Annotated in this window: 28 protein-coding genes and 1 CRISPR repeat array (1 of these 29 cut by a window edge); of the genes, 10 read left to right on the forward strand and 18 right to left on the reverse strand. The window is 68.6% G+C overall.

What is annotated here, in order from left to right; genetic code table 11:
• Positions 1-4: 4 nt before the first annotated feature.
• On the reverse strand, positions 5-913 hold the full coding sequence (gene mshD, locus ACWCSU_RS15615; RefSeq protein WP_449935584.1) for a mycothiol synthase: 909 nt from the start codon (positions 911-913) through the stop codon (positions 5-7).
• A 107-nt stretch (positions 914-1,020) separates the two neighbouring features.
• On the opposite strand from mshD, the gene ACWCSU_RS15620 reads away from it, so the two are divergent.
• Positions 1,021-2,823 carry a bifunctional metallophosphatase/5'-nucleotidase gene (locus ACWCSU_RS15620; RefSeq protein ID WP_449935586.1) on the forward strand — a complete coding sequence of 601 codons (1,803 nt, stop codon included), beginning with the start codon at positions 1,021-1,023 and terminating at the stop codon, positions 2,821-2,823.
• Here the strand turns inward: ACWCSU_RS15620 and ACWCSU_RS15625 are convergent.
• Positions 2,816-3,163 carry a pyrophosphatase gene (locus tag ACWCSU_RS15625; RefSeq protein WP_449935587.1) on the reverse strand — a complete coding sequence of 116 codons (348 nt, stop codon included), beginning with the start codon at positions 3,161-3,163 and terminating at the stop codon, positions 2,816-2,818. The genes ACWCSU_RS15620 and ACWCSU_RS15625 overlap by 8 nt on opposite strands.
• A gap of 39 nt (positions 3,164-3,202) precedes the next feature.
• Complete coding sequence (locus ACWCSU_RS15630; protein WP_449935588.1) at positions 3,203-4,570, reverse strand: ATP-binding protein; 1,368 nt, start codon at positions 4,568-4,570, stop codon at positions 3,203-3,205.
• Positions 4,571-4,711: 141 nt separating this feature from the next.
• On the opposite strand from ACWCSU_RS15630, the gene ACWCSU_RS15635 reads away from it, so the two are divergent.
• Complete coding sequence (locus ACWCSU_RS15635) at positions 4,712-5,596, forward strand: cytochrome c oxidase assembly protein (protein WP_449935590.1); 885 nt, start codon at positions 4,712-4,714, stop codon at positions 5,594-5,596.
• Positions 5,597-5,604: 8 nt separating this feature from the next.
• On the opposite strand, the gene ACWCSU_RS15640 is transcribed toward ACWCSU_RS15635, so the two are convergent.
• On the reverse strand, positions 5,605-7,008 hold the full coding sequence (locus ACWCSU_RS15640) for an MFS transporter (RefSeq protein ID WP_449935592.1): 1,404 nt from the start codon (positions 7,006-7,008) through the stop codon (positions 5,605-5,607).
• A 113-nt stretch (positions 7,009-7,121) separates the two neighbouring features.
• Between ACWCSU_RS15640 and ACWCSU_RS15645 the strand changes: the two genes are divergently transcribed.
• Positions 7,122-8,516, forward strand: coding sequence for a purine-cytosine permease family protein (locus tag ACWCSU_RS15645; protein WP_357706164.1), 1,395 nt, complete (start codon positions 7,122-7,124; stop codon positions 8,514-8,516).
• Positions 8,517-8,593: 77 nt separating this feature from the next.
• On the forward strand, positions 8,594-9,076 hold the full coding sequence (locus ACWCSU_RS15650) for a hypothetical protein (RefSeq protein ID WP_449935593.1): 483 nt from the start codon (positions 8,594-8,596) through the stop codon (positions 9,074-9,076).
• A gap of 13 nt (positions 9,077-9,089) precedes the next feature.
• Here the strand turns inward: ACWCSU_RS15650 and ACWCSU_RS15655 are convergent, their stop codons facing one another.
• From ACWCSU_RS15655 to ACWCSU_RS15665, 3 genes are all read right to left on the reverse strand, one after another.
• Entirely contained in the window at positions 9,090-9,371 is a 282-nt protein-coding gene (locus ACWCSU_RS15655) for a hypothetical protein (protein ID WP_357706166.1), read from the reverse strand.
• A 36-nt stretch (positions 9,372-9,407) separates the two neighbouring features.
• A complete protein-coding gene (locus ACWCSU_RS15660) occupies positions 9,408-9,800 on the reverse strand; it encodes a CoA-binding protein (protein WP_397042147.1) in 393 nt (130 codons plus the stop codon).
• Positions 9,801-9,865: 65 nt separating this feature from the next.
• The gene (locus tag ACWCSU_RS15665; protein ID WP_449935594.1) at positions 9,866-10,630 is read right to left on the reverse strand and encodes an SDR family oxidoreductase; all 765 of its coding nucleotides are present in this window, start codon (positions 10,628-10,630) and stop codon (positions 9,866-9,868) included.
• 78 nt (positions 10,631-10,708) lie between these two features.
• On the opposite strand from ACWCSU_RS15665, the gene ACWCSU_RS15670 reads away from it, so the two are divergent.
• From ACWCSU_RS15670 to ACWCSU_RS15680, 3 genes are all read left to right on the forward strand, one after another.
• Positions 10,709-11,545 (forward strand): helix-turn-helix transcriptional regulator, encoded by an 837-nt coding sequence (locus tag ACWCSU_RS15670; RefSeq protein ID WP_449935597.1) that lies wholly within the window; start codon positions 10,709-10,711, stop codon positions 11,543-11,545.
• Between the two features lie 33 nt (positions 11,546-11,578).
• Positions 11,579-12,520, forward strand: a complete 942-nt coding sequence (locus ACWCSU_RS15675) for a DNA polymerase domain-containing protein (RefSeq protein ID WP_357706170.1) — start codon at positions 11,579-11,581, stop codon at positions 12,518-12,520.
• 122 nt (positions 12,521-12,642) lie between these two features.
• Positions 12,643-14,145: a M28 family metallopeptidase gene (locus ACWCSU_RS15680; protein WP_449935599.1), complete on the forward strand. Its 1,503-nt coding sequence runs from the start codon at positions 12,643-12,645 to the stop codon at positions 14,143-14,145.
• A gap of 42 nt (positions 14,146-14,187) precedes the next feature.
• On the opposite strand, the gene ACWCSU_RS15685 is transcribed toward ACWCSU_RS15680, so the two are convergent.
• The 9 genes from ACWCSU_RS15685 to ACWCSU_RS15725 all read right to left on the reverse strand — a co-directional run bounded on the left by ACWCSU_RS15685 (position 14,188) and on the right by ACWCSU_RS15725 (position 21,446).
• On the reverse strand, positions 14,188-14,796 hold the full coding sequence (locus tag ACWCSU_RS15685; protein WP_449935600.1) for a hypothetical protein: 609 nt from the start codon (positions 14,794-14,796) through the stop codon (positions 14,188-14,190).
• Positions 14,793-15,557, reverse strand: coding sequence for a MerR family transcriptional regulator (locus ACWCSU_RS15690; RefSeq protein ID WP_449935602.1), 765 nt, complete (start codon positions 15,555-15,557; stop codon positions 14,793-14,795). Before ACWCSU_RS15690 ends, ACWCSU_RS15685 begins: the two co-directional genes overlap by 4 nt.
• Before the next feature lie 124 nt (positions 15,558-15,681).
• Positions 15,682-16,806, reverse strand: a complete 1,125-nt coding sequence (locus tag ACWCSU_RS15695; RefSeq protein ID WP_449935605.1) for a tyrosine-type recombinase/integrase — start codon at positions 16,804-16,806, stop codon at positions 15,682-15,684.
• Positions 16,807-17,006: 200 nt separating this feature from the next.
• On the reverse strand, positions 17,007-17,399 hold the full coding sequence (locus tag ACWCSU_RS15700) for a helix-turn-helix domain-containing protein (RefSeq protein WP_449935607.1): 393 nt from the start codon (positions 17,397-17,399) through the stop codon (positions 17,007-17,009).
• Positions 17,400-17,634: 235 nt separating this feature from the next.
• Entirely contained in the window at positions 17,635-19,869 is a 2,235-nt protein-coding gene (locus ACWCSU_RS15705) for a cell division protein FtsK (protein WP_449935609.1), read from the reverse strand.
• Positions 19,866-20,216 carry a hypothetical protein gene (locus ACWCSU_RS15710; RefSeq protein ID WP_449935610.1) on the reverse strand — a complete coding sequence of 117 codons (351 nt, stop codon included), beginning with the start codon at positions 20,214-20,216 and terminating at the stop codon, positions 19,866-19,868. The genes ACWCSU_RS15705 and ACWCSU_RS15710 overlap by 4 nt, the downstream gene beginning before the upstream one ends.
• A 32-nt stretch (positions 20,217-20,248) precedes the next feature.
• On the reverse strand, positions 20,249-20,488 hold the full coding sequence (locus ACWCSU_RS15715; protein ID WP_449935611.1) for a hypothetical protein: 240 nt from the start codon (positions 20,486-20,488) through the stop codon (positions 20,249-20,251).
• Between the two features lie 376 nt (positions 20,489-20,864).
• The gene (locus ACWCSU_RS15720; protein WP_449935613.1) at positions 20,865-21,224 is read right to left on the reverse strand and encodes a hypothetical protein; all 360 of its coding nucleotides are present in this window, start codon (positions 21,222-21,224) and stop codon (positions 20,865-20,867) included.
• Positions 21,225-21,230: 6 nt separating this feature from the next.
• The gene (locus tag ACWCSU_RS15725; protein WP_449935615.1) at positions 21,231-21,446 is read right to left on the reverse strand and encodes a hypothetical protein; all 216 of its coding nucleotides are present in this window, start codon (positions 21,444-21,446) and stop codon (positions 21,231-21,233) included.
• 172 nt (positions 21,447-21,618) lie between these two features.
• Here ACWCSU_RS15725 and ACWCSU_RS15730 point away from each other — a divergent pair, with 172 nt between their 5' ends.
• Positions 21,619-22,050: a hypothetical protein gene (locus ACWCSU_RS15730; RefSeq protein ID WP_397265043.1), complete on the forward strand. Its 432-nt coding sequence runs from the start codon at positions 21,619-21,621 to the stop codon at positions 22,048-22,050.
• A 582-nt stretch (positions 22,051-22,632) separates the two neighbouring features.
• Positions 22,633-22,998: a hypothetical protein gene (locus ACWCSU_RS15735; protein WP_449935617.1), complete on the forward strand. Its 366-nt coding sequence runs from the start codon at positions 22,633-22,635 to the stop codon at positions 22,996-22,998.
• Here the strand turns inward: ACWCSU_RS15735 and ACWCSU_RS15740 are convergent.
• On the reverse strand, positions 22,971-23,693 hold the full coding sequence (locus tag ACWCSU_RS15740; protein WP_449935618.1) for a hypothetical protein: 723 nt from the start codon (positions 23,691-23,693) through the stop codon (positions 22,971-22,973). The two genes, ACWCSU_RS15735 and ACWCSU_RS15740, sit on opposite strands and share 28 nt — an antisense overlap.
• A gap of 289 nt (positions 23,694-23,982) precedes the next feature.
• Positions 23,983-24,342, reverse strand: a complete 360-nt coding sequence (locus ACWCSU_RS15745; RefSeq protein WP_449935620.1) for a hypothetical protein — start codon at positions 24,340-24,342, stop codon at positions 23,983-23,985.
• Between the two features lie 264 nt (positions 24,343-24,606).
• Here ACWCSU_RS15745 and ACWCSU_RS15750 point away from each other — a divergent pair, with 264 nt between their 5' ends.
• Positions 24,607-24,828 (forward strand): GntR family transcriptional regulator, encoded by a 222-nt coding sequence (locus ACWCSU_RS15750; RefSeq protein WP_449935787.1) that lies wholly within the window; start codon positions 24,607-24,609, stop codon positions 24,826-24,828.
• A gap of 104 nt (positions 24,829-24,932) precedes the next feature.
• Positions 24,933-25,869: direct repeats of the CRISPR family, unit length 29 nt; unit sequence GTGCTCCCCGCGCACGCGGGGATGGTCCC (it continues 923 nt past the right edge of the window).

Here is a 25,869-nt window from a genome sequence, read left to right on the forward strand (position 1 = left end):
GGGGCTATCCGCCCGCGTACATCACGTCCACGTCCCAGCGGGCGAAGCCCAGGGACTCGTACAGCCTGATCGCCGCCGTGTTGGCCTCGTCCACGTAGAGCATCGCCTGGGCGAGGCCGCGCGAGCGCAGGTGGGTCAGGCCGGCCAGGGTGAGTGCCCGGCCCAGGCCGGTGCCCTGCTGGGAGGGGTCGACGCCCACGACGTAGACCTCGCCGAGCGGCTCGTGCCCGTGCTCGGACGAGCCGTGGATCTTGGTCCAGTGGAAGCCGGCGAGCCGGTCGCCGCGCATGGCCAGGAAGAAGCCCTCGGGGTCGAACCAGGGCTCGTGCTCGCGCCGGAGCAGGTCGTCGAGCGTCCAGGCGCCCTGCTCGGGGTGGTGGGCGAAGGCGGCGGCGTTCACCGTGAGCCACGCCTGCTCGTCCTGTCCAGGGACGAACGTGCGCAGTTCCACGCCTTCAGGAAGCGTGTAGGGCGACAGCGGGGCGAACAGCGAGCGGCGCATCTGCCACAGCGAGCGCACGCGCTCGAAGCCGAACGACGCGGCCAGCGCCCCGGCGCCCGCGTGGTCGCCGTGCGCCCACAGCCGCACCGTGCCGCCGGCCAGCTCCAGTACGGCCCGCAGCAGCCGCGTGCCGTGTCCCTGACGCCGGTGGGCGGGATGGACGACCAGTTCCGCGCTCGGTCCCTCGACCTCGTCGGTCGGGTCGACGTGCGCGTAGGCCACGGGCGTGCCGTCGCCGCTGTGCAGCAGCAGCGAGCGGGCACGGGGGTCGCCGCCGTAGCGGAGATGGAGCATCACGTGCTCGTTGAGCGGACGGACACCGTCCGCCTCGGTCGCCGCCTCGACGATGCCGAGAACCTGGGAGACCTCTTCGTCGTCGAGTCGTTCACAGATCTTCACGTCCGCACCCACACAAGGAACTCTAGGCGTACCAATGGCGAACAATGCCATTGGCTGTCCCGGTCAATCGTTACCTTTGCGACATTCGTTGCATAGGGAGACGTCGTAACGTCCCTGTCATGACGTCACGCACCCTCCTCCGGCTGTGCACGGCCGGTGTCGCGACCGCGGCCGGGATCGCCCTGGCCATGGCGCCCGCGGTCGCCGCGACCAGCGGCTCGGCCGGAAACGGCCACGGCGGGCCGACCGTCCCGGTCCGCCTGCTGAGCATCAACGACCTGCACGGCAACCTGGAACCTCCGTCCGGCTCCTCCAGCCGCGTCCTCGACCCGGACGGGCCGCTGGTCGACGCCGACGGCTCGCTGACCGGGCTCGCGGGCGGCAAGTACTCGATCGCCGGCGGCGCGTCGTACCTGGCGACGTACGTCAAGCAGGCGCGCACCGAGAACACGCTGGTCGTGGCGGCGGGCGACCTGATCGGCGCGTCCCCGCTGATCTCGGCCGCCTACCACGACGAGCCCACCCTGGAGGTGCTCGGCTCGCTCGGCCTCAGCGCGACCGCGGCCGGCAACCACGAGTTCGACGAGGGGTACGCCGAGCTGCAGCGTCTCATGAACGGCGGCTGCCACCCGGTGGACGGCTGCTCGCCCGCCGGCCAGTGGAAGGGCACGGACTTCGACTTCCTCGCCGCCAACGTCCTCAAGGAGGGCAGCGACCGGTACGCCCTGCCGCCGTTCTACGTCAAGAAGATCAACGGCGTGCAGGTGGGCTTCATCGGCCTGGTGACGGCGACCACACCGACCATCGTCACCGCCGAGGGCATCAAGGGCCTGCGGTTCACCGAGGAGGTCGCCGCGGCGAACCGGGCCTCGGCCTACCTGGCGAGCAGGGGCGTCAAGGCGCAGGTCATCCTCATGCACGAGGGCGACTCGATCACCCCGAACCAGAGCCCGGACGCCTGCTCGGTGAACACCGCCAACGCCGGCTCGCGCATCGCCAGGGAGCTGAACCCGCAGATCGACCTGGTCATCAGCGGCCACTCCCACCAGGCGTACGTCTGCAAGACCAAGGACCCGGCCGGCCAGGACCGCTTCTACACGCAGGGCTCGTCGTTCGGCCGCGTGCTGACCCAGATCGACCTGCGCGTCGACAAGCGCACCAAGGACGTGATCCGCTCCTCGGTCACCGCGGACAACAAGGTCGTCGCCCGTACGGTCACACCGGACCCGCAGGTCGAGGCGCAGGTCCAGGCATGGCGGACGCGCAGCGCCGAGGTGGCCAACCGCAAGATCGGCACGATCACCGGTGACGTCACCAACGTCGTCAACAACAGCTCGGCCGCGACCACCCGGCCGGAGACGCCTCTCGGCGACCTCATCGCCGACTCCCAGCTGGAGGCGGCCAAGGCGGGCGGCGCCGAGATCGCGCTGATGAACCCGGGCGGCATCCGCACCTCGCTGACGTACGCGCAGTCGGGGTCGGAGGGCGACGGCGTCGTCACCTACGGGGAGGCGTTCGCCGTCCAGCCGTTCAGCAACCTCGTGCAGGTGCGGACGTACACCGGCGCGCAGCTCAAGGCCCTGCTGGAGCAGCAGGTCTGGACGCCCAACCCGACGACGGGCGCGATCAACCACCGGATGTTGCAGGTGTCGTCGTCGCTGACCTACACCTTCGACACCACCAAGCCGGTGGGCTCGCGCGTGTCGGACGTCAAGCTCAACGGCACGCCCGTCACCGACACCCAGTCGATCAAGATCGCCGCGAACAACTTCCTGATGGGCGGCGGCGACGGCTTCTCGGTGTTCACGCAGAGCACGGACACCTGGAGCGGGCCGATCGACCTGGACGCGTTCACGGCGTACCTGACCGCGCACTCGCCGATCTCCCCGTCGGCGGCCGACCGCATCACGCTCGTCAAGTGATCCCCGGGCCGGGGGTCCCGCCGCGCGGGGCCTCCGGCTCCAACCGCACCAGCCACTTGCGCTCGACCTCCGCCGCCAGGTCCACGCCGTGGTGGCGGGCCATGAGCAGCACGTGACACAGCACGTCGGCCAGCTCCGCGCGGAAGCCGGCGTCGATCTCCTCCGGAGTCATCCCCCTGGTGCGCGCCTGACCGGCGCGCATGAGGTACGCCTGGGTCAGCTCGCCGACCTCCTCCTGGAGCTTGAGCAGGTACCAGGCGTCGTCGCGGACGATCCCGAGCAGCGCGGCGTAGCGGTCGGAGACGCGTTCGACGTCACGGCCCAGCCGCCGCAGATCCATCCGCCGAGTCTAGGCGGACGCCTCCGCCGAGGGGTGGTCTCAGCCGCGGTACAGCGGCAGGCAGGCGATGAGACGGGCGCCCGGCCCGTGGTCGGCGACCTTGAGGGTGCCGCCGTGCGAGGCGCAGATCTCGCGCGACAGCGGCAGGCCCAGCCCGCTGCCGCCCTTCTCCTTCCGGCGGGCGGCCTCAAGCCGGGTGAACCGTTCGAAGACGCGCTCGCGGTCGGCCGGCGGGATGCCGTCGCCGTCGTCGGTGACCGAGATGCAGACGTCGTCCCCCTCCACCCAGACCTTGAGGTCGATCCGCGAGGCCGCGTGCCGGGTGGCGTTGTCCAGCAGGTTGGTCAGCAGCCGGTCGAGCTGGACGGGGGAGCCGAGCACGGGGGCCTGGGCGCACATGTCCACGACGATGGGGATCCGGCCGCCCTCGCGGCGGCGTACCTGCTCCTCGGCCAGGCGGCACATGTCGACGACGCGGCGGTCGGGGATGGCGCCGGCGTCCAGGCGGGCCAGCAGGAGCAGCTCGTCGATGATCCCGGTGAGGCGTTCGGCGGCGGCCAGGGCACGGGCGCCGGTGGCGGGCCAGTCGGTCTCGTCGGGGTAGGAGTTGGCGACCTCCAGCTGGGTGCGCAGGGCGGAGATGGGGCTGCGCAGCTCGTGGGAGGCGTCGGCGACGAAGCGGCGCTGGGTCTCGGCGGAGCGTTCGAGGCGGTCGAGGGTGTGGTTGGTGGTGGCGGCCAGGTCGGTGATCTCGTCGCCGGTGTCGGGGACGGGGACGCGCCTGCTGAGGTCGCGCCCGGTGATCTCGGCGAGCTCGGCGCGGATGCGTTCCACCGGGCGCAGCGCGGAGGCGACCACGACCCAGGTGATGCCGGCGACGATCACCAGGGCCAGGGGCGTGCCGAGGAACACCATGGCGTTCAGCCAGGACAGCGCCCGGTTGACGTCGCTGAGCGAGGAGGCGCCGTACACGGTGACCGGTGCGCCTTCGGGGGTGCGCACCTGGAGCGCCATGATCAGGTATTGGGCCTCCTTCTCGTCCCTGAGGCCGGTGAGCGTGCTCTCGGCGCTGTAGAGGGTCTCCGGCTTCTCCACCCGCATGCCCGACAGCCGCTGGCCGTGGTGCAGCCCGGGGCTGGTGGCGAGGACGTGTCCGTTGGCGTCGATCACCTGCAGGAGCTGCACGCGGGCCGGGGCCTCCAGTGTCGGGGGGAGTTGCCCGGCGCGCGCCTCGCTGGCGACCCTGCGGACGGCCAGCTCCACCCGGGTCTCCACGAGCCCGTGCAGGTTGTCCGGCCCGAGGGTGAGGGCGAGCGTGCCCATGACGGCCAGGACCACCGCCGCCACCAATGTCGCGAGTGTGGTCAGGCGTCCCCGGATCGAGCGGGGAAAGAGCCTTGTCGCCATCCCCTTAGACCTACCCATAGGGACCCGGACGGGGAAAACGGCGGATCGAGATTCGGTAAGCGGCCCGCAAAGAGGGGTGTCCCGCCGGCCCGGCCCGGCGTCCCGATCGAATAGTGGACGCATGGGCAAGGTGATCGATCTGTGCCGCACCACCACCATCTGAGCGCGGCCTGGGCCGCTCCGGCGCTCGTCGTGCTGGTCACGTACGTGGTGCTGGCCGGGCGGACGACGTGGAGCCGCCGGCGTACCGCGAGCTTCGTCACCGGCTGCGCGCTGGTGACCGTGGCGCTCACCGATCCCGTGGCCTCGCTGGCCGCGGCCGACTTCCGCGGCCGCGTGCTGCAACACGTGCTGATCGGCCTGCTCGCGCCCCCGGTCCTGGTCATGGGGGCGCCGGTGACGCTGCTGCTGCGTTCGCTGACGGCCGCGCGAGCCCGCCGGGTGACCTGGGCGCTGCGCGGGCCCGCCGCGCACCTGCTGGCCAACCCGGGGACGGCGCTGGCCCTCAGCGCCGGCGGCATGGCGGCCCTGTACTGCACGCCCCTGTACGGGCTCGTCCCCGCCCCGCTGGCGCACGCGTACTTCCTGCCGGCCGGTTGCCTGTTCGCCTGGGTCGTCGCCGGGCCGGACCCCGCGCCGCGCCGCCCGCCGATGCCCGTACGGCTGGCCGCGCTCGCGATGTCGATCGCCGTGCCCGTGGCCCTGTCCCGGATCATGGACGCCGGCCGGCTGAGTCTGCCGGTGCCGTCGGACCAGCTCAGGGGCGCGGCGGAGATCCTTCACCACGGCGGCGACGCGGCGGGTATGCTGCTCGCCCTGGCCCTGGCGACGTCCTGGCTGCGACGGCGCGCTCCCGAGAACGTCGAGGTCGAGTCGCCGGCCACCGGGCTCACCGTCCGGGTGCCGGGGACGCCAGAGCCCGTCCGGCGGGCCGTCCCCGACCGCGAGCCCGCGAGGGCGCGCGGCCCGCTCACCCCCTCCGAGTACGGCGACGACCTGGACGAACCCGACCCCGCCGACCTGTAGCCGTCCGGTCAGCGGGCGGCGCGGGAACGGAGGAGGTCGTAGAGCGCGGCGGCCAGGGCCATGAGCACGAACCCCAGCACCACCAGCAGGCCGTGCCGGAAGGCCGTCGGCCAGCCCTGCGGCAGCGAGCCGAAGAACGCCGAGCCCGCCGCCGCGATGCCGATCGCCGAGCCGAGCCGCTGGCCGGTCTGCAGCACCCCGGCGGCGCTGCCGCCGCCCTCGGGCGGCACCTCCGACAGCGTGATCGCCTGGTTGGGCGAGATCACCAGGCCGCTGCCGATGCCCGCGACCAGCAGCGGCAGCGCGGTCGCCGCCCCCACGCCGGTCCCCGGCACCAGCAGGGTGGCCACCATGGTCCCCAGCAGGCCCGCGATCACCGTCCCGAGCCCCACCGCGACCAGCTTCCTGCCCGCCCGCCCGACGAGCCTGCCGCCGACCACCGACGACCCGGCGGACCCGAGCGCGAACGGCGTGATCGACAGGCCGGCCAGCAGCGCGCTGTAGCCCTCGCCGCTCTGCAGGTACAGGGTGAAGGCGAAGAAGATCCCGGTGAACCCGGCGAAGTAGAACAGGGCGATGGCCGACCCGAGGCTGTAGGAGCGCCGGGAGAACAGCGCCAGGTTCACCAGCGGCTCTCTGGGATACAGCCGTTCCCAGAGCACGAACCCGGCCAGCACCAGCAGCGCGGCCGGCACGAGCAGCCACTTGGCCTCGCCCTTCCACTGATGCTGCTGGATGAACGGCAGCAGCAGGGTCGCCACGCCCACGCCGAGCAGCAGCACGCCGACCGGGTCCATGCTCTCCCGCCGCCCGGTCCGCACCGGCCCGGAGGCGGGCGCGGGCAGCCACTTCCAGGCCAGCGGCAGCAGCGCGATCCCGATGGGCAGGTTGACCAGGAACACCCACCGCCAGCCCTGCTCGGCCCCGAACCCGGTGACCAGCGCGCCGCCGATCAGCGGCCCGGCGGCGGTGGACACGCCGATGGTCGCGCCGAGCGCGCCGAAGGCCCGTCCGCGTTCGTGGCCCAGGAACATCTGCTGGATCAGCCCGGACACCTGCGGGTTCAGCGTCCCGGCGGCCATGCCCTGCACGAGCCTGGCCGCGATCAGCACCGGCATGCTCCAGGCGAACCCGCAGGCCGCGCTGGCCGCCGTGAACAGCACCACGCCCCACATGAACAGCGCCCTGCGGCTTCTGGCGTCGCCCATCCGCCCGGCCGGGACCAGCAGCAGGCCGAACGTGAGCGCGTAGCCCGACAGCGTCCACTGCAGCCCGTCGTCGGAGGCGTGCAGGCCCGAGCGGATCGAGGGCAGGGCCACGTTGACGATGCTCACGTCCAGGCCCGACATGAACGCCGCCACCAGGCACACGCCCAGCGCCCGCCGGCGCGTGTCGGAACCGGATGCCTGCATCGCGACCTCTCTGCGGGAAAGCGGCCGCGATCAGGATTCCCCCCAGGGTGGGAAATATCGTCCATGGCGGACAATGATTTCTTTGCCGGGTCCACGTGAAGGAGCAAGTGATCATGGACACGATGGCCGTGGAGCGCAACGGCATCAACGCCGTCCCCGACGGTGAGCGGCACGGTAAGCCGTCCGATCTCTTCTGGCCCTGGGCGGGGGCGAACCTGTCCCTGTTCGGGGTGGCGTTCGGGGTGTACGTGGTCGGGCTGGGCCTCGGCGTCATCCCCGCCGTCGTGACCGGCGCCATCGGGTACGCCTTATCGTTCCTGCTGGTCGGCCTGGTCGCCGTCGCGGGCAGCCGGTCCGGCGTGCCGACGATGACGCTGGGCCGGGCGCCCTTCGGGTACCAGGGCAACAAGCTGCCCGCGCTGCTGTCGTACGTCTCGAACGTGGGCTGGGAGATCGTGCTCGTCACGCTCTCGGCGCAGAGCGGCGCGGCCATCCTGCGGCGCGTGGCGCCCGGCATCCCCGAGACGACCGCCACCGCCGGCTGCTTCGCCGTCTCCGCGCTGGTCGTGATCGCCGTCGGCGTGTACGGCCACGCCATGATCATGGTCGTCCAGCGTTACCTGACGTACGCGTTCGTCGTACTGACCGTCGTCTACATGATCCTCATGGCCCCCAAGCTGGGCGCCTCGCTGGAGACGACGGCGGGCCCCGGCGGCTGGCTGGGCGGCGTCATCCTGGCCATGACGCTGCTCGGCCTGGGCTGGGTCAACTGCGGCGCCGACTACTCCCGCTACCTGCCCGCCGGTTCCCGGCCCAGGTCCGTGGCCCTGTGGACGACGCTCGGCGGCGCGCTGCCGCCGATGGTGCTGCTGGTGTTCGGCGTGCTGCTGGCCGGCGGCGACCCGAAGCTGGCAGAAGCGGCGGGCGGCGACCCGGTGGGCGCGCTGGCCGCGGCGCTGCCGACCTGGTTCCTGCTGCCGTACCTGCTGACCGCCATCGGCGGCTTCCTGGCCGGGGCGATCATGGACATCTACTCGTCCGGGCTGTCGATGCTGGCGCTCGGCGTGCCGGTCAGGCGGCATCTGGCGGTGCTGATCGACGGCGCCCTCATGGTGCTCGGCGGCTACTACCTGCTGTTCGTCTCGGACAACTTCTTCGGCACCTTCCAGGCGTTCCTGGCGATCATCGGCGTCGTGATGGCCGCCTGGGTGGCGATCTTCCTGGTGGACATGTGGCGGCTGCGGGACGGCGGCCGGGCCTACGACGAACGGCTGCTGCGTCCGGGCGCGCCCGCGCTCAACCCGGCCGGGCTGGTCTCCCTGGTGGTGGCCTCGGTCGTGGGCGTCGGCCTGATCACGTCCGCGGACGAGCACATCGCGGCGGTCGTCGGGTTCCTGATGAGCGACGAGCTGAGGAGCAGCACGTTCGGGGCGGCCAACATCGGCGTGGTGATCGCGCTGGTCGTGGCGGGGGCGCTCTACTTCGTCCTCACCCTGCGCCGCCGCTGACCTTCTCAGGACAGGGAAGCTTCCATTACTGTTGGTGAGCAGTTATGGACTTTCCGTGGTTGTCTTCCGTATTGCGGTTGCTCAGATGGTCCGTCCACGGCACTTTCTGGGCGCTGCTGGCGACCGCCCTGACGGACGTGCTGGGCGAGGGGCGGTCGGCCGAGGCCGCCGGCGGCGTGCTGCTCGGCGTGCTCTACGGCGTCGGCCAGCTGCTCGAAGGCGCCCCGCCGCACTTCGCCGGCCCGGCGCGGCCGGTGCTCGGGCGGGTGTGGCTGGGGCTGGTGACCGCGTGCTGGGCCGTCCTGGCGGTGGCGGCGGTGCCGTTCGTGTGGACGGCGTTCCCGCTGGTGTTCGCCTACCTGCGGCTGCTGCCGCTGTGGGCGGGCACGTTCGGTGTCACGGTGCTGACGTCGGCGGCGATCACGGCGGCGGAATGGCACGCGGCCGAGCTGTCGGCGGCGCTCGTCGTGGGGCCCGCCGCGGGCACGGCGATGGTCACGCTGCTGGCCCTGGCCTACCAGGCGCTGTCCGCCGAGAGCATCCGGTCGCCGGCCGGATGAGGCCGGTGCGAGGTCAGTTCGGGTCGGGCCGGCGCCAGGTCTCGAACGGCGCGGGGGAGTTCATGCGGTCCTTGAACTCCCGGGCTCTGGTCAGGCAGTCGGGGCAGACGGGCTCGGGCACCGACCGGGCCAGCGCCTCCGGCGTCGGCTCGCGCCGGGTGCCCAGCACCGTCCGGTCCGGAGGCAGGCCGGTCTCCGGGTCGATGGTCATCATGGTGACGTTCGCCGCGGTGTAGGGGAACGTGCGCTTGCATGCGAAGCAGGTGCCGATCGTGGTGATGTGGTCGTCTTCCATGAATCCGCCCTCCTTTCACCGCACCGTACCTCGCGGTCAGGGGTTGCGGCGCAACGCCCACTCGACCGCGGGGCAGCGGTCCATCACGACGTCGAGCCCGGCGTCGAGGGCGCGCTGCGCGGCCGCCTCGTCGATCACGCCGAGGGGCAGCCAGACCGCGCCCGCGCCGGCCGCGATGGCCTCGTCCACGACCTGGCCGGCGAACTCCGAACGCCGGTAGATCGCCACCACGTCGGGCTTGACCGGCACCTCGGCCAGCGACGTGTAGCCCGGCTCGCCCAGGACCGGCCTGCCCCCGGGGTGCACCGGGATGATCTTCTTGCCGCGCGCCTGGATGCGCTGGGCCTGGTCGTAGGCCGTGCGCCCCGGGGCGTCGCTCAGCCCCACGAACACCCACGTCCCCGCATCGTGCAGCAGGTGCCTGATCACGCGCTGATCCGCGAAACGATCGTCCATGCCGGTGTCAACACGCCGGGCGCGTGCGGGCTTCCCGGTTATGCCTGGGCGGTCGGCAGCACGACCATCTGGCGCAGGTTGACGTGCCGGGCCCGGCTGACCGTGTAGCCGATCAGGTCGGCGATCTCCTCGGCGGTCAGCGGGGTGAACGCCTCGAACATCCCGGCCAGCTGCGCGCCCAGCTCGGCGTTGTCGATGTGGTCGCCGAGCTCGGTCGCGGTCAGGCCGGGTTCGAGGTTGGTCACGCGTACGCCCCTCGGCCCGAACTCCGGGCGCAGCGAGGCCGACAGGTGGGTCAGCGCGGCCTTGGTCGCGCCGTAGACGGCGTAGTTCGGGAACGTGACGTGCGCGCCGATCGAGGAGATGTTCACCAGGTCGGCCGTACGGCCCGCGTCGGCGGCGGCCAGCAGGTCGGCCGTGAACGCGCCGGTGACGCGGAGCACGCCGGTGACGTTGGTCTCCAGCATGCGCGTCCACTCGTCGAGGCGGCCGTCCTCGACGGGGTTCGGCAGCATCACGCCGGCGGCGTTGACGACCAGATCGGGACGGCCCAGCCCGGTGTGGACGACCTCCACGGCGGCGGCCACGCTCGCGTCGTCGGTGACGTCCACGGTGACGGGCAGCGCGGTGCCGCCGTCAGCGTCGATCTTGGCCGCCAGCTCGGCCAGCCGGTCGGCGCGGCGGGCGAGCAGGGCCACCTTGACGCCGTTGGCGGCCAGGAGGCGGGCCGTGGCCTCGCCCATGCCGCTGGCGGCCCCGGTCACGACGGCGATGCGGCCAGAGAGGTTCTCGTAGTTCGTCATGGCTCTCACCCTGGCCGAGCCGGACGGACTTACCCAGCGCACGGCTTTTCCTGGTAAAGCCAGTACTACCCTGAAGCGGTGGAAGGTGATTTGGGGCAGTTTCTCCGTTCTCGTCGGGCCCGGATCCAGCCGGAGGACGCCGGGCTGCCCGCGTCGGGTCGGCGGCGGGTCAGCGGCCTGCGGCGCGAGGAGGTCGCGCTGCTCGCGGGCGTGAGCGTCGACTACTACATCCGCCTGGAGCAGGAACGGGTCCAGAACGTCTCCGACTCCGTGCTCGACGCCGTCGCCCGCGTCCTGCGCATGGACGACACCGAACGCGCCCACCTGCGCGACCTGCTCCGCCCCGCCAGGCACGTCGGCCGGCCGGTCCTGCGGCCCGGACTGAACAGGCTGCTGGACCTGGCCGACGGCATGCCCGCCTTCGTCCTCGGGCCCCGGATGGACGTGCTGGCCTGGAACGCGCTGGCCGACCGCGTCAGCGGCTTCGCCGGCGTCCCGGACGGCCGGCGCAACCAGCTCCTCCAGGTGTTCCTGGCGCCGCACACGCGCACCCTCTACCGCGACTGGCCCGAGGTGGCCGCCGAGACGGTCGCCTACCTGCGGCTGTACGCCGGCCGTCACCCCGAGGACCCGCTGCTGGCCGGGCTGGTCGCGGAGCTGTCGGCCGCCCCCGACTTCGTCCGCCTGTGGGCCGCGCACGGGGTCGCCGAGAAGACGTACGGGACCAAACGCCTGCGCCACCCCGAGCTGGGCGAGCTGGACTTCGAGTACGAGACCCTGGCCGTGCCCGGCCAGCCCGACCTGGTGATCGTCATGTACACCGCCGACCCGGAGTCGGAGACCGGCCGCACGGTCGCCCGACTGCGCAAGGAGATCGGCTCCTCACGGGAACTCGCCCGGTCCGGCCGTGGTTGACTCGGGCGCGGGCCAGTGGGCATCGTGGGGCGGGTGACCGCCGATGACGTCGCTCTGACCAACCTCGACCAGCCGCTGTTCGACGGATCGGGCGCCACCAAGCGCGACCTGGTCGACTACCTCGACGCGGTCGCCGGCCGCATCGTCCCCGCGCTGCGCGGGCGGGCGCTGTCGGTGCTGCGGGTGCGGCCCGGCCAGGAACCGTTCATGCAGAAGAACCTGCCCAAATACGCCCCTTCCTGGATCAGGACGGTCACCGTCTGGGCCGAGGCGTCCCGCAGGCAGATCTCCTACGCGCTCTGCGACGACCGGCGCACCCTGCTCTGGTTCGCCAACCAGCGAGCCGTCGAGTACCACCCGGCGCTGTTCCTGGACGGCCGTCCCACCCACATGATCCTCGACCTCGACCCGCCCGAGGGCAGCGACTCCTTCCCGCTCGCCGTACGGGCCGCCCACCTGGTCCGCCAGGCGCTCGACGACGCCGGGCTGGCGGGCGCGGTCAAGACCAGCGGGGCCAAGGGGGTGCACGTGTTCGTCCCCGTCCCGCCGGGCACGGCCGTGGACGACCTGGCCGCCGCCACCCGGGCCCTGGCCGCCCGCGCCGAGCGGCTCGACCCGGCGCTGGCCACGACGGCGTTCATCAGGGAGGACCGCGCGGGCAAGGTGTTCGTCGACTCCACCAGGGCCGGTGGCGCGACGGTCGTGTCGGCCTACAGCCCGCGGGTGCGGCCGGGCGTGCCGGTGTCGTTCCCGGTCGCGTGGGACGAGCTCGACCGGGTCGCGCCCGCCGACTTCACCATCCACAACGCGGCCGGGCTGCTCGGCGACCGCGATCCGTGGGCCGAGCTCATGCCGGAGCCGCGTGAGCTGCCCGCCGACCTGGTCGCGGAGGGGCACACGATCCCGGTGGCCCGCGTCCAGGCGATGCACGAGGGCAAGCGTCGCGCCCGCGCCCGGCGAGCAGAGTCACCGTAGTGTCCGGATATTGACGCATTGGCGTAGGCCGATAGACCTTCTCAGGGGTGCGTCGGCGGGTTACTTTCCGAATCATTGCGGCTCGGGGGATTTCTCCGCATCTCACTCCTAGGGGAGCCTGCATGCGCAGAATCATCATCGCGTTGGTCACCGCTCTCGCCTTACCCGTCGCCATGGCGGTACCGGCGAGCGCGGGCCCGCTCGACGACGTCTTCGCCAAACTGCTGGTGAAGCAGGTCAAGGGCGAGAACGTGCGGAAACACCTGGAAGCGCTCCAATCCATCGCCAACGCCAACGGCGGCACCCGCGCCGCCGGCACGCCCGGCTACAACGCCTCCCGCGACTACGTGGCGGGCAAGCTGCGCAAGGCCGGATACAAGGTCACGCTCCAGCCGATCAACTTCGTCCAGAGCTGGACCGAGACCAGCCCGCCCACGCTGAACCGGACCGCGCCGGACGCCAAGTCGTACGCGCCCAACGAGGACTTCTACTCCTTCCAGCCCTCACCCGCCGGTGACGTGACCGCGCAGGTGCAGGGCGTGGACCTGATCCTGCCCCCGACCCCGACGCCCACCTCGACCAGCGGCTGCGAGGAGTCGGACTTCGCCGGGTTCGTCGCCGGGCGCATCGCGCTCATCCAGCGCGGCACCTGCGCGTTCGCCCAGAAGATCCGTAACGCGGGGCGGGCCGGCGCGTCCGGGATCATCGTGTTCAACGAGGGCCAGCCGGGCCGGACCGACGCCTTCCCGCTGGACATCGGCGAGTGGCGGGCGAACGTGCCCATGGTCTTCGCCGACTTCGCCGTCGGCAACGAGCTGGCCACCGGCACGCCGACCGTACGGCTCAAGGTCGACGCCAACCTCGTCCTGGGCACCAACGACAACGTGATCGCCGAGTCCCGGTTCGGCGACCCGCGCAACGTCGTCATGATCGGCGGGCACCTCGACAGTGTGACCGTCGGGCCGGGCATCAACGACAACGGCTCGGGCAGCGCGACCATCCTTGAGGTGGCCGAGGAGATGGCGCTGTTCCCGGTCAAGAACAAGGTGCGCTTCGCGTTCTGGGCGGCCGAGGAGATCGGCCTGCTCGGCTCCGACCAGTACGTCGAGTCGCTGTCCCAGGCCCAGCGCGACAAGATCAGGGTCTACCTGAACTTCGACATGGTCGCCTCGCCCAACTACGCGTACAAGCTGTACGACGGCGACGACTCCGACGGCCAGGGCTCGCCGGCCGGCCCGCCCGGATCGGCGCAGATCGAGCGGCAGCTCGCCGACTTCTACACCTCCCGCCACCTGCCCACCGTGGGCACCGACTTCGACGGACGCTCCGACTACGGGCCGTTCATCGCGGTCGGCATCCCCGCGGGCGGGATCTTCACCGGCGCCGAGGGCATCAAGACGGCGGAGGAGGCCGCGCTGTTCGGCGGCGTCGCCGGACAGCCCTACGACGCCTGCTACCACCAGGCCTGCGACACGCTCACCAACATCAACACGACCGCGCTCGACGTGGACGCCGACGCGGTGGCCGACTCCACGGCCAGGTTCGCCTTCAACCTGAGCGGCATCCCGCCGCGTACCGCCGCCGCGAAGAGCAAGGCCGCTGTCACCTCGCAGTCGGCAAGCTGATCCGGCGATCCCGGGCGGCCTGGGCCGCCCGCCCGGGATCGCTCACGTGGTGGTGTGCGTGGGGGAGCGCAGGGCGGCCAGCAGGGCGGCGGGGTCGTCGGCGAAGAACCGGATCGAGGTGACCTCGGCCCGCTTCCCCAGCGGCCGCACCGCGACGACCGGCTCGCTCAGCTCCACTGTCACGTTCGTCCTGGACGCGACCGCGACGCCCAGCCGCCCGCCGTCCACGCTGATCAGGCCGGTCTCGTTGTAGCTCTGCGCGGTCCGGACGGAGGCGATGAGGTCGCGGGGCACGCGGAGGTCGAAGTAGGCGGCGTACCGGACGCGCAGCTCGTCCTCGGTGACCACGTGGGGCCTGGTGACGGAGGCGGCGGCCATGAAGACGACGAACAGCAGGCTGTACAGGTCGCCGACCAGCACCGGCACGCGGATCGCCGCCGGTACGTCGTTCACCACCAGCAGCAGGTCCACGACCGCCGTCTCGACGACCATCGCGAACATGAACAGGCCCAGGGTGAACGCCTGCTCCTTGGCGTACGACACGGGGGTCGCCCCCGCCGGGACGCCATGCCGCCGCCTGGCCAGCCACAGGGCCACGCTCGTCAGCCCCACCAGCTCGAACCTGAGGACCGCGCGCACCACGCCCATCATCCCGCCCCCTCCTTGGACCCGATCCCCGTCAGTTCGGTGAACAGCAGCCGGAGCACCTCCGCCTGAGCCGGCGACAGCTCCTCGGTCATCGCCTCCATCCAGGACAGGTCGGCCCCGGGCCCGGACGGCACCATCGCGGCCAGCTCGTCGGGGATGTGGGCGGCCATGTCCTCGGCGAGCGGCCCGACCCGCTCGTCCCCGGCCTCCGCGTCGGCCAGCTCGTCGAGCCGCCGGTACAGCTCGCGCCCGGCGGCGAGCGCGCCCGGCTCGGTCATCGGGCGCATCAGCTCGGCCAGCCCTGTCTGGCCCTGCTCGTCGGACAACATGGTGGCCAGGGTCAGCAGCTCGTGGTCGAACGTCCCGAAGGCCGACCCGTCGCCGCCCAGGTCACGCAGCACGGCCGCCGCGTCGGGGGACATCATCGACTCCGGGCTCAGGTCGGGCTGGGCCAGCAGTGCCGCCAGCCGGGCCCGCCGCGCCGCGATGGCCTCCTGCTGCCTGGCCAGGTCGGCGTCCAGCTCCTGCAACGCCTCCCGGAAGTCCACGCCCCGCTCGTCGGCCAGCGCGTCCCGCAGCTCCTCCAGCGACAGCCCGAGCCCGGCCAGATGCCGCACCCGCGCCAGCCGTACGGCGTCGCGCAGCCGGTACTCGCGATAGCCGTTGGGAAGCCGTTCAGGCTCGGGCAGGATTCCCAGGTGGTGGTAGTAGCGCACGGTACGGGTCGAAACCCCGACCAGCGCGGCCAATTCGCCGATCCGCATGCCCTCATTGAACAGTTTGACGTCGCGTCAAGGTCAAGCCGGTGAGGTTCCGGCTCTCTGGCTGCTCGGAAGGGGCTTCGGGGGTCTGTGTTGATCTCTGGGAGCCAGACGGGGAGCCACTGCTCTACCCGGCTTGTGGCTTGAAGATCTTGTCCATCACGACCGCGCCCCTGGTCAGGGCCGGCCTGATCTCTTGCCGGTAGACGGTCTCGGTCACGTGCGTTGACGAGTGACCGACGATGCGGGCGATCTCCTCGATCGCCACGTCGTGAGCGGAGAGCAAGGACACGAAACTGTGCCGAAGCTCACGCGGGCACCAGTTGGTGCCGATCCCCGCCGCATCTGCGATGAGTCGGAACTCCCGCCAGATGTAGTAGCGGTTCATCAGCGTTCCGTCTTCTCGACGGAACACGTGTGCGGTGTCTTCTCCCCGCTCTCCCGATGCGAGGCGTTCTGCTGACCTGGCCTTGTGCAGCTCGGTCAGCACTTGGACACCCCACTTGGGGACTTTGAGGACGCGACGGGATTTCGGTGTCTTCGTGTCTCCGTTGACTCGTTCGGCGCGGTAAACCGCAACGGTTCCTGCTTTTATGTCTACCTCCGTCCACCTGAGCGCGCGGGCTTCCTCGGTGCGTATCCCACAGAGCAGGCACAGGATTACATAAGCCTTGATCGGGCTTGTGAGTGCTGCGTGAATGACGGCCCGTGCCTGTGCGAGGTTCAAGGCTTTCGACGGGCGGCCTTGTTGCCCTTCCGGAACATCGACGAGGCTCGCGACGTTTCGCTGAACCTTCTCTCTTTTCTGGGCGTGACGTATCGCCCATTTAACGATCTGATGGATGAGACGTAGCGTGCGGGTCGAGAGCTCTTCCGCTCTTTCGTCCAGCCAGTCATCAAGTTCATCGGCGGTGAGCTTCTTGAGCTTGATGCGGCCGATGTAGGGAGTTATCTGGTGCACAACCAGTGAGCGGTAGCTCTTGACCGTGGACTCGGCTCTTCCCTTCAGGCCCTTCTCCAGCCAGTCGTTGATGCAGTCCTCCACGGTGTAGCCCTGCTCTGTCTTGATGCCTGCCTCTAGCTCCTGGACCAGTTCGATGAGCTCGTCTTTGACCTCAGCCTTGGTCCTGCCCTTCCGCTTGGGCCGTTGACGCTTGCCCTTCGCGTCGAATCCGAGCGACAGGGCTCCCGTGTACCCGTTCCCTTCTCGATAGATACTCGCTTGATATTTGCCTATGTAGACTGTTGCCATCCGCTCTCCTTTCAAGGGGCTACTTAGCGGGGCGTGTCCCGGCCGGCTATCGAGGCGTACCACCCGTTTCGTGGTGACCGGGACTCTTCTTGTGGTGTTCCAAGTATTCATCGATGGCCTTACGGATGACATGGGCCACGTCTCGATCCTGTCCGAGAGTGTGAGCCGGGCTGCATTGCAGTGCAATGCAATTTCCGTAATCAGTCTTGATCGATCTGTTCAAGCGATGTGATGAAGTCGGCCAGATGCTGATCGGTGATCCTTCTAGCCCGCCCGATCTTTATGCTGTGAAGTTGGCGGGTTCTGATGAGCTGATAGATCTTGTCTCGGCCTACACCTAGTAGTTCGGCTACCTCCTCGACTTTGTATGCATTCAGGTGCTTCACCTCCCTTTGTCGGTTCTGACTTCTTCGGTGGGAGTTCATCTCAATGCGACTGGGTGCCGTCGCGGTGGAGTCGGCGAGCGTGATTCCACAGGCGGCGGCCAAGCCTGAGGCGTAGGCCGGTGCCGTTGCAGCGAGGGCAGAAACGCCAGCCAGACAGCCCGAAGGGGTAAGGGATACGGCCGGTGCCGCGGCAGCGGCGGTGTTCACGGAATGGGCGGATGTAGCAGAGGACGGCATAACGGAGAGTGAGCAGGATCGGGAGGGCGATTGCTGCGGAAGCGATCAGCATGTCTGTGGGCAAGAAACCACCTCCTGTGGGGGCTTTGGAGATAGCCGGTGGGCAGGCTGCTACCTGCTACACGCCTGGTCGGATGTTCTTTCGGGGTGCTAGCGAGGGTGCTTCCGGAAGCAGGCGCACCTGCTTCCGGAAGCACCATTCGGCCTACTCGGCGGAGCGGCTTTGGTTACGGTCCGCAATGGCTTGAGCGAGGTCGGCGCGGTAGATGCCGCGTCTGGTGTGCTTCTTGCCGTCGATGCGGCGGCCGATGGGGCCGACCTTGACCTTGTGGGGCTTCAGGGCGCTGGTGAGCTGTTCGGAGCGCCACCCGCCGTAGACCTCTGGCCTCAACTCGGCCAACCGCTCAGACAGGATGGCGTTCCACGCAGCGTCGTCCCCGGCCGGCCAGACCCGCGCGAGATCTGCCAGCAGGTCATAGGCGGGCGGTTCGGGCCGGGGCCGGGTGTCGGGTTCGGACATGGTGCCCGCCTTCACCCGCATCTCGATCGCGCGAGCGATCACCTGTTTGGCCTGGTCGCCGTTGACCTCGAAGCTTCGACGGGCACCGGGCTTGCCCACGCCGACGACCACGCCCCAGCCGGCATCGCGCGGATCGGCATCGTCTCCCGGCTCGAACACAGTTGCTCGGTATCCCGCCTTGTACATGCCGGTGCCGAGGATCATGTCGTTGGCGACTTGATCGCGTACCGACATGCACACACGAGTGTTGATGTTGCGAGTGATCCCCGTGGGCAAGCTGTCCTTGTCCGGGATCTGGGTGTCCAGGAGCAGGATCACACCGAGCGCACGCCCTAGCTTGATCACCTTTTCGCACAGTTCCCCCGCCTCTGCGCCGTGGTCCTTGTGCTGGAACAGCTCTTGCGCCTCGTTCAGGAACACCACCAGCGGATGCAGGCCGCTGTCCTTGCGGGTGGCCAGCTCTGGGGTGACCTTGTTCTCCGGGGCCATGCCGAGCGCGTGGTAGTGGGCGATCTTCGCTGCTCGCTGCTGGCACTCGGTGTGATACAGCCACTTGATCAGGGCGGCGGCCCTGCCGATGGTCTCGTCGTCCTGGCCGTTCCCGTATTCGGCGCAGACGGGTTCGACGGCGCTGAAGTCGCCGACCCCCTTGAACTCATAGCCGCGCAGCTCGGCGCGAGGGTCGAGAGAGGCGGCCAGCACCAGCAGTCGCAGAAGGTTCGTCTTTCCCGAACCGGGCTGCCCGCCGACCAGCCAGTTCCGGAAGATCAGTACGGCGTTGACGATCTCCATACGCGGCGTGATGAACAGCGGGAACGACTTGAACACGTCCACGTTGCCGCCCCTCAGCAGCGGCCAGGACGGCGTCTGCATCTGGCCGACGGGTTGGTAGCCGACCCACAGCGCCAGCCGTCCAGGATGGCCCTGGGCAGGCTCGGGCCACACTTGGTCCAGCGCCAGCCGCATCCCAGACGCCAGCTTGCCTCGGCGGGCCACGACGTCGGCGGCCTCCACGCCGAAGGGCAGATCCACGATGGCCAGATGCCCGGGTCCGTCCCGGTGGATCTCCTCCGGGAAGCTGATCGCGTGCTGGTCCTTAGCGACGGCCTGATTGATCGCAGATATGCCGGTGCTGAGCAGGCCACGCCTGACCAGATCGGCGGTGAGTTTGCGATAGCGCGGCCCATGTCTGACGTGGTCAGTGATCGGCTTGTCGGCCGGACGTCCGGCACGCGCCAGGATGGGCATCAGTGTGGCCAGCACCGCCGGCCATGCCCAGTCCGGCACCGTCACGTCCAGTGCGAGCAGGGTCGCCACCGATGCCCCCGTCAGCAGGCACACAAGCAGCAGGATCGACCAGCGCCAGCGCGATTGCCGCTCTCGTTGCTTGTCCAGCTTCAGCCACGTCGCAGGGTCGTTGCGGTCTGCGGCGGCCTGCCGCAGCGCGTGGTTGCCCTCTTCAGCGCTCGCCCACCGCAGTACGCGGGCAATTCCGGAAACGAACCCGGCCGGTGCATACACCCCAGCCTTGATTGCGTACTTGGGCAGGCGAATCGAGTGGTACCCGAGCACGTAGGCGGCATCCCTTGCCCACCAGGCGAGCATCGCGCGTCGACCGGCGCTCGTGCGCATCCATGGCGGGACGATGGGGGCGCGCCCCTGACCGGTCTGTGACCGGTCAGGGGGCGTGCCATCGTCGGGCGGATCAACCGGCGGCCCGGTTGCTGATCGATCTTCAGGAACCGACTCTCGATCGAAGAAGGCGTCCTCTTCCGCGCCTTGGTCGTCGTCCCGTCTGGGAGGAGCGCCGGCACTGTCAGCTGAGTCCTGGTCGGGCAGACCTGACCAGATGAACCCCGAGAGCGGGGCAGTGAAGAGGTGATCGGGCGTGTGGTCGACGCCGGACTGCGGCTGTGTCATGAGCCGCCGTCCTTCCTGGTTGGCGCGAGAGGGCCGGCCTGCTCGGCAAGCTCGTCACGCAGGTAGGACAGGGGGTCGGGCTCGCCGTCCGCGGCGGCGCTGAGGGCTGCTCGTATGGCTGCGATCAGGTTCGCGCGGTGCAGTCGCCTCCTGCTGATGTCGGTTCGGAGCCGAGAGATCTCCGCGACCAGAACGGGCGTGTCCTGAAGGGCAGCGGTGATGAGCTGCCAGAGGTCGGCGAGGGTGGAGGTGGAACGGGCGAAGTTGGCGAGAAGTTCGCGGGCGGTGTCGTTGCGGTCCAGGACCTCCTGAAGATCGGAGTCAGGGTAGGGAAGTCGGTAGGTCACTGAGGCATCACCTTCTTCGGTCGATGAACAGGTCAGGAACCGGATGTGATCCAGCCCAGGAACGCGCGTAGGGCGCGGTCGATCTCAGGTGCCAGCGTGGTTGCGGCCAGCAGATAGCCGAACACGGCGCAGATGAGGGCCATCCACAGGCGCAGCTTCAGGTAACGCACGGCCAGCACCACGGCCACACCGAGCAGCACCACCAGGGGAATCGAGACGGTCAAAGTGTCATCACCCCCTTCCAGGCCAAGGCGTTGGATGTGGACGAACACCGGATCAGATGCCGTCGTGACGGGCCTTGCGGCGGCGCCAGCGGGAACGGGCACGGCACTTGACGCAACGCTTGCTACCGGACTCCAGCACGGCACCACAGGGGCACCCACGGGTCAGCGGGATAGTGCGCAGCAGTGATCACCTCCTTCCAGATCTGTCCTGGTGGGGGAGGGGCGTGGCCCTCTGAGGGCCCTCCTTGCGGCGGGCGTAGATGAGCACGGACCGAGTCACGTGCTCGACTTCCGAACGGGGATCGCTGAACGGGTCCTGCCGGCGGTCGGCGCGGCGGATACCGCACGCCAGGACCACGAACACCATGAGCACGACCAGCGCGGATGCCAGTGCGAGGGTGACGATCAAGAGTGGGATGTCCACTCAGGCCCCCGGTGGAGGCGGATCGGGGGTGATGGAGTTGCGGTAGGACCACCAGGCGTCCCACCGCGCGATGCCGGCGTCCGTGATTGCGGTGACGCTGTACTCGACCGGGCCGAAGCACGTCGCGGCGCTGTAGTGACCCTGGTCCGGGTCGCTGAGGTAGAGGTCCGAACCGATCAAGCGCGCGATGCGCTGGATCTCGGCCTTCTTCTCCTCGTCGGTGCCGAACAGGACACTGACGGCGACTTTGGACGCGTGCGGGACGGGCAGCTCCGGTCGAGCTTCCAGATAGCTCGCCAGAGCGTGAAGCCCTTCGATGAGGCGAGCCCGGTGACCGTCGGGAAACGTGCCGTACATCATCGGAGATCAGCTCCTTTCGAATCGTGCGCGGCAGACGGTGAGCGCGTCCGGGCAGGTCTCCAGCGCGTCGGCCATGGCGTGAAGCGCGATGACCACCAGCAGCAGCACCGTGGCGATGAGAACACCGGAGTTCAGCCCGTCCGTGGCGTTGTCCAGCAGTTCCGCCACGGTGCGGAGAAGGGTGATCAAGCGGGAGAGTCGTGCCTCTTCCGGACCGATCACTGTTGATCACCTCCTGTCCGTCATCGGGGCTTCATCTGCTGACCCCCTGGCGGAGATGCCGTGTAGGGGGACCTACACGAGGTACCGTACAGGCCCCCCTACACGGTCGTCAAGGGGGGCCTGTACGAGTTGGGTATAGTCCCCCCTGTCCGGACCGCGTACGCTGGCGCGCATGGCTAAGGAAGGCGTGAGCGAGGCGGTACTGTCCGCGCTGGCTGACCTCGAACGCGCTTTCGATGCAGCGCTTATGGCGATTGATGCGGATACCGACCACAACCGGGCGTACAACGGCGCAACGGAGCTGGTTGAAACGCTGAGACGTCTCTTTGAGACCTCTGGAAACCAAAGAGCACTTTCGGCGGCCCGCATCTTCGAGCAAGAGGAGATGTCGTTGGCTGGACTTGCCGACCGCATCGGGGTATCGAAAGCACGTGCAGCTCAGCTGATCAAAACAGCCAAGGACACCAGGGCTCGAAACGAACGGGATGAACGTGTCTCGCTCGGTCTAACAAAGGTTGCGATATCAGCGGCGCATGCATCCCGACTCGCCGCAAAAAAGGCCGAAGACTCCGACACCCAAGACGGAACAACGAAGGGAAACTAGGGTGAGCGAGCGGACAGAGGTAATCGTTGAAGTCTGGCCGGTATCGGCAGACGACATCGGGCTGTGGCTGGTAAGCGGAAAGGACGCATGGCGTTCCGGCGCCGTTCGACAGGACAGCGATCCGCATACTGCCGTCACAGACCTTCTGTCCGCGAACGACGCTGCAGATGGAGTCAAGCTGTTGCATTCGACTTCATGGCGAGCGGAAGATACCGCAGTAGTCCTCACCTATGTCGCCGTTATCGGGTGCAGTGCGTTCGTCCGGGATAGATGGAAGAGTGCAGCGCCTATCAGTCCGGCCTTGCCGGACGCAGTAGGCAAGCCGATCCCGGTTGAGGCGACGGAAGCGCCTATCCCGCGGTACATCGATGTACTCATGCATGGGCTTCGACACTTGCAGTTCCTGCTGCAAACGGACTCTGCCGCCCGGTCGGCGCTGTGTGGAAGGTGGCCGGACCATCTATCGGCGTTCCGGCCGGCACTCGCCGGGATGTATGACCATGAGCATGGACAGGAGCCAATAACGCTCCCCGAAGGGCAAAACGCTCGCTAACGAACTAGGCAGAAACGGAGGTGAGAGGAGTGCAAGATGAGGAGAGGCTGGAATATCTTGGCCTGCAGGCGCAAGCCGAGAAAGTGCGTAAGGATCATCTGCATTTGCAGCAGCGAGCCATAGAAGCTCTGAAAGGGCTGCTGGCGCGAACACTGAATGAAGATCTGCCGGTGATCAGCTGGGCGATCCACAGCGACCCCGCAAGCGAAGCCCTCACCGGCACTTGTGACGCTGAAAACCGCGACCAGCGGCGCAGGGACTTCGAGGCGTGGAGTGAGGCTCTCAACGCCACACCGCTTCCGGCCGAAACAACGAGCCAGGGTGTCACAACGGTACGTGCAGCAGTTACAGACAATTACCTGGAGCTTCACATTTCCCTTGTCGCTGACATCTGAGTCTCGGCAGGTGGGAAGGCTTGTCGACAGACAGGTGAGGTCCTCAGGTCTGACGTCGGACCAGCAGGAAGACGCTGGATCGGGCGAAGAGTACTCTCTGCGCCAAAGATCGGGCAATCAAGCGCCCACGGCAGGATGATGTCCGCAGAATGCTGGCCGTGGGGACGCCCCTCAAATTGCTGGTGGGCATCTTGCTGCTTGAAGGCTGCCGCTCCCAATCCCTGCAGCAAGTAGCGTAGACACTTCGCACATGTAAAAACCGAGTTGCTGCCTTCTTGTTGCGCACAGGTATGGCTGCTGGGAAGGTCTTTGTGCGGTGCGTCATTCAATATCAGATGTGCCATGGCGAGAAGGAATTCTACTTGTTTGACGTGCGTGGCAAGCTCGCGGTTGCTGGTCTTCTGTGCCGCCTGCATGAGAGTCGCTCGCAGCTCGAACATATTTTTGTGCGCGTCAGCAAGTAGGCGGTCCTCGCGGTACAGGCTCTTCTGCGACTCGTAGAGCAGCATATATCGCAAAGCTGATATCCCGTCGAGTGTGGTATGAGGGATATCGGAGACAGCCCAGACATCGCAGCCCAGGTGATACGCGATTACTGGTGACGTGTTGCTGGTGATGTATTCGCGCCTAGCAGTGATTCCCATTTGTCTTCCCCTCCATGCATTCACGTGCTGCCCGAAGAAGCTGGCCGGCACGGGACTTGGATAGGCCAAGCCTGGTTGCCAGTCCAGCAATCGACAGATTGCCCGAGTGGCGCAGTCGTGCGGCCGACTTGGCGCGTGCTAAAGCGGCAGCATCGGCCAGTTCTCGTAGGCACTCTGCTAGTTGCGTTGCCATCTGGTATGCCTGCTCGGCGTCTCCTATATCTTGGAGCGCCGCATCAGCCTTCTCGTAGGCACGTCTCACTGCAACAAGCTCCGGGTGCCGCTCTCTGGAAGAATCGTCTTTGTCGTTCAATTGGTCTAATCTCCTCTACTTCTGTGATCAATATCCGCGCGCCCGAGCACGAGAATCCAAATAGACGTGCCACAGCGCGGTAGCGTTGTGTCCGTCACGTATGTCATCAACATTCAGGTCGAAGCGGTCGAGGAACTCGACTCGCGACAACGCCGGCTGGGCTGCATCGTGCTTTCCCAAGCGATCCGCCACGTCGCGCCCCGGCGGTTGCTGCGGCAATGCCGTAGGCTTTGCACGCCTCAGCGAGCCCCTTCGGTCGATGCGTTTGATGGCTTCGGTGATGGTGTCGATATTTGCGCCAATTTCCCTGGCTATTTGGCCCGGACTCAGTCCCTTGGCGCGCAGGCCGGCAATGTCATTCAGCAGCACTCGTGAGATGTGCTTCATGGCTGGCGTCCCGCCCAGAAGTGACCGCCAGCGGCGCAGTGGTTGACACGGCCGGTGAGGCGTGTGGCCAGGACTTGCGCTCGGCTGAGTATGGAGGGCATGTGCGGTCGAGTCTGCGGACCGTTCATGACCGTCACTGTACTACACCATGCTATAGCTCACCAGGCATGGTGTATCTCGCTTGCCACGCTATGCCCTGCCTAGCGTGTGCTTGTGGCTGATCACGAGTTGGAGTGGAAGCCCGGCATTCCCCGCTGGGTTCAGGTGTACGACGACCTCAAAGGCAAGATCGAGAGTGGCGAGCTTGCGCCTGGAGACCAGGTGCCGTCTGTCCTGAGACTCCAGCAGCTCTACGGGATCGCCACGGCGACTGGCCAGAAGGTCCACAGAGCGTTGCGCAAGGACGGATTCATCAGGACAGAACCTGGCATGGGAAGCTTTGTAACCGAACTCGGCCTACGGTCCACGCCGCCGGCCTCTAGCTAAGTTCGCCGCGCCGGTATTGGCCCTTGCCTGTGTCGCAAATGTCTCAATTCTTGAAAGTGCTCGATTCTGGCATCCGTGGGCGCTAACGATGCAGGTCATCGAGTGTGCTCCCCGCGCACGCGGGGATGGTCCCAGGGTGCCGTTCAGCTCGACCTCGCCGTTTGCGTGCTCCCCGCGCACGCGGGGATGGTCCCGGAGCCCACGACTCCCGCGACCAAGGCGTCTGGTGCTCCCCGCGCACGCGGGGATGGTCCCCTGCGGTTACCACCAAACCAGCGACCAGCCCTGTGCTCCCCGCGCACGCGGGGATGGTCCCCCAGCGATCGGGCACCGACCGCCATCCCGACCGTGCTCCCCGCGCACGCGGGGATGGTCCCTCGGTCACCCACTCGGTGTCCACGACCACTGCGTGCTCCCCGCGCACGCGGGGATGGTCCCGTATGCGTCTTGCTCGTCCTCAGGCGAAAGCCGTGCTCCCCGCGCACGCGGGGATGGTCCCGACTACCACGACGGCAACTACTGGCACCCGTCGTGCTCCCCGCGCACGCGGGGATGGTCCCGCGCTTGTCCAACGCGGACGATGTCGCAGCAAGTGCTCCCCGCGCACGCGGGGATGGTCCCCCCCTCCAGCGTGGGGTCCTCGTCCGGCTGGCGTGCTCCCCGCGCACGCGGGGATGGTCCCGATCATCCCGGCGTGCGCGTTGACCGATCCCTGTGCTCCCCGCGCACGCGGGGATGGTCCCGAAGGGTTGCTGTCGAACACGAACCGAATGTGGTGCTCCCCGCGCACGCGGGGATGGTCCCACGGCCGTGCCGCTGGTACCCGAAGCGGTGAAGTGCTCCCCGCGCACGCGGGGATGGTCCCCGCACCGTCGAGCGGCTGACCGAGACCGTCGAGTGCTCCCCGCGCACACGGGGATGGTCCCCAGGCCGCCTTCGTCGACCAGCAGGTGCAGAAGTGCTCCCCGCGCACGCGGGGATGGTCCCGACCCGGCAACCCCGCCCCCGCTCAGTGAGCTGTGCTCCCCGCGCACGCGGGGA

This window comes from Nonomuraea sp. NPDC001699 (assembly GCF_053596455.1).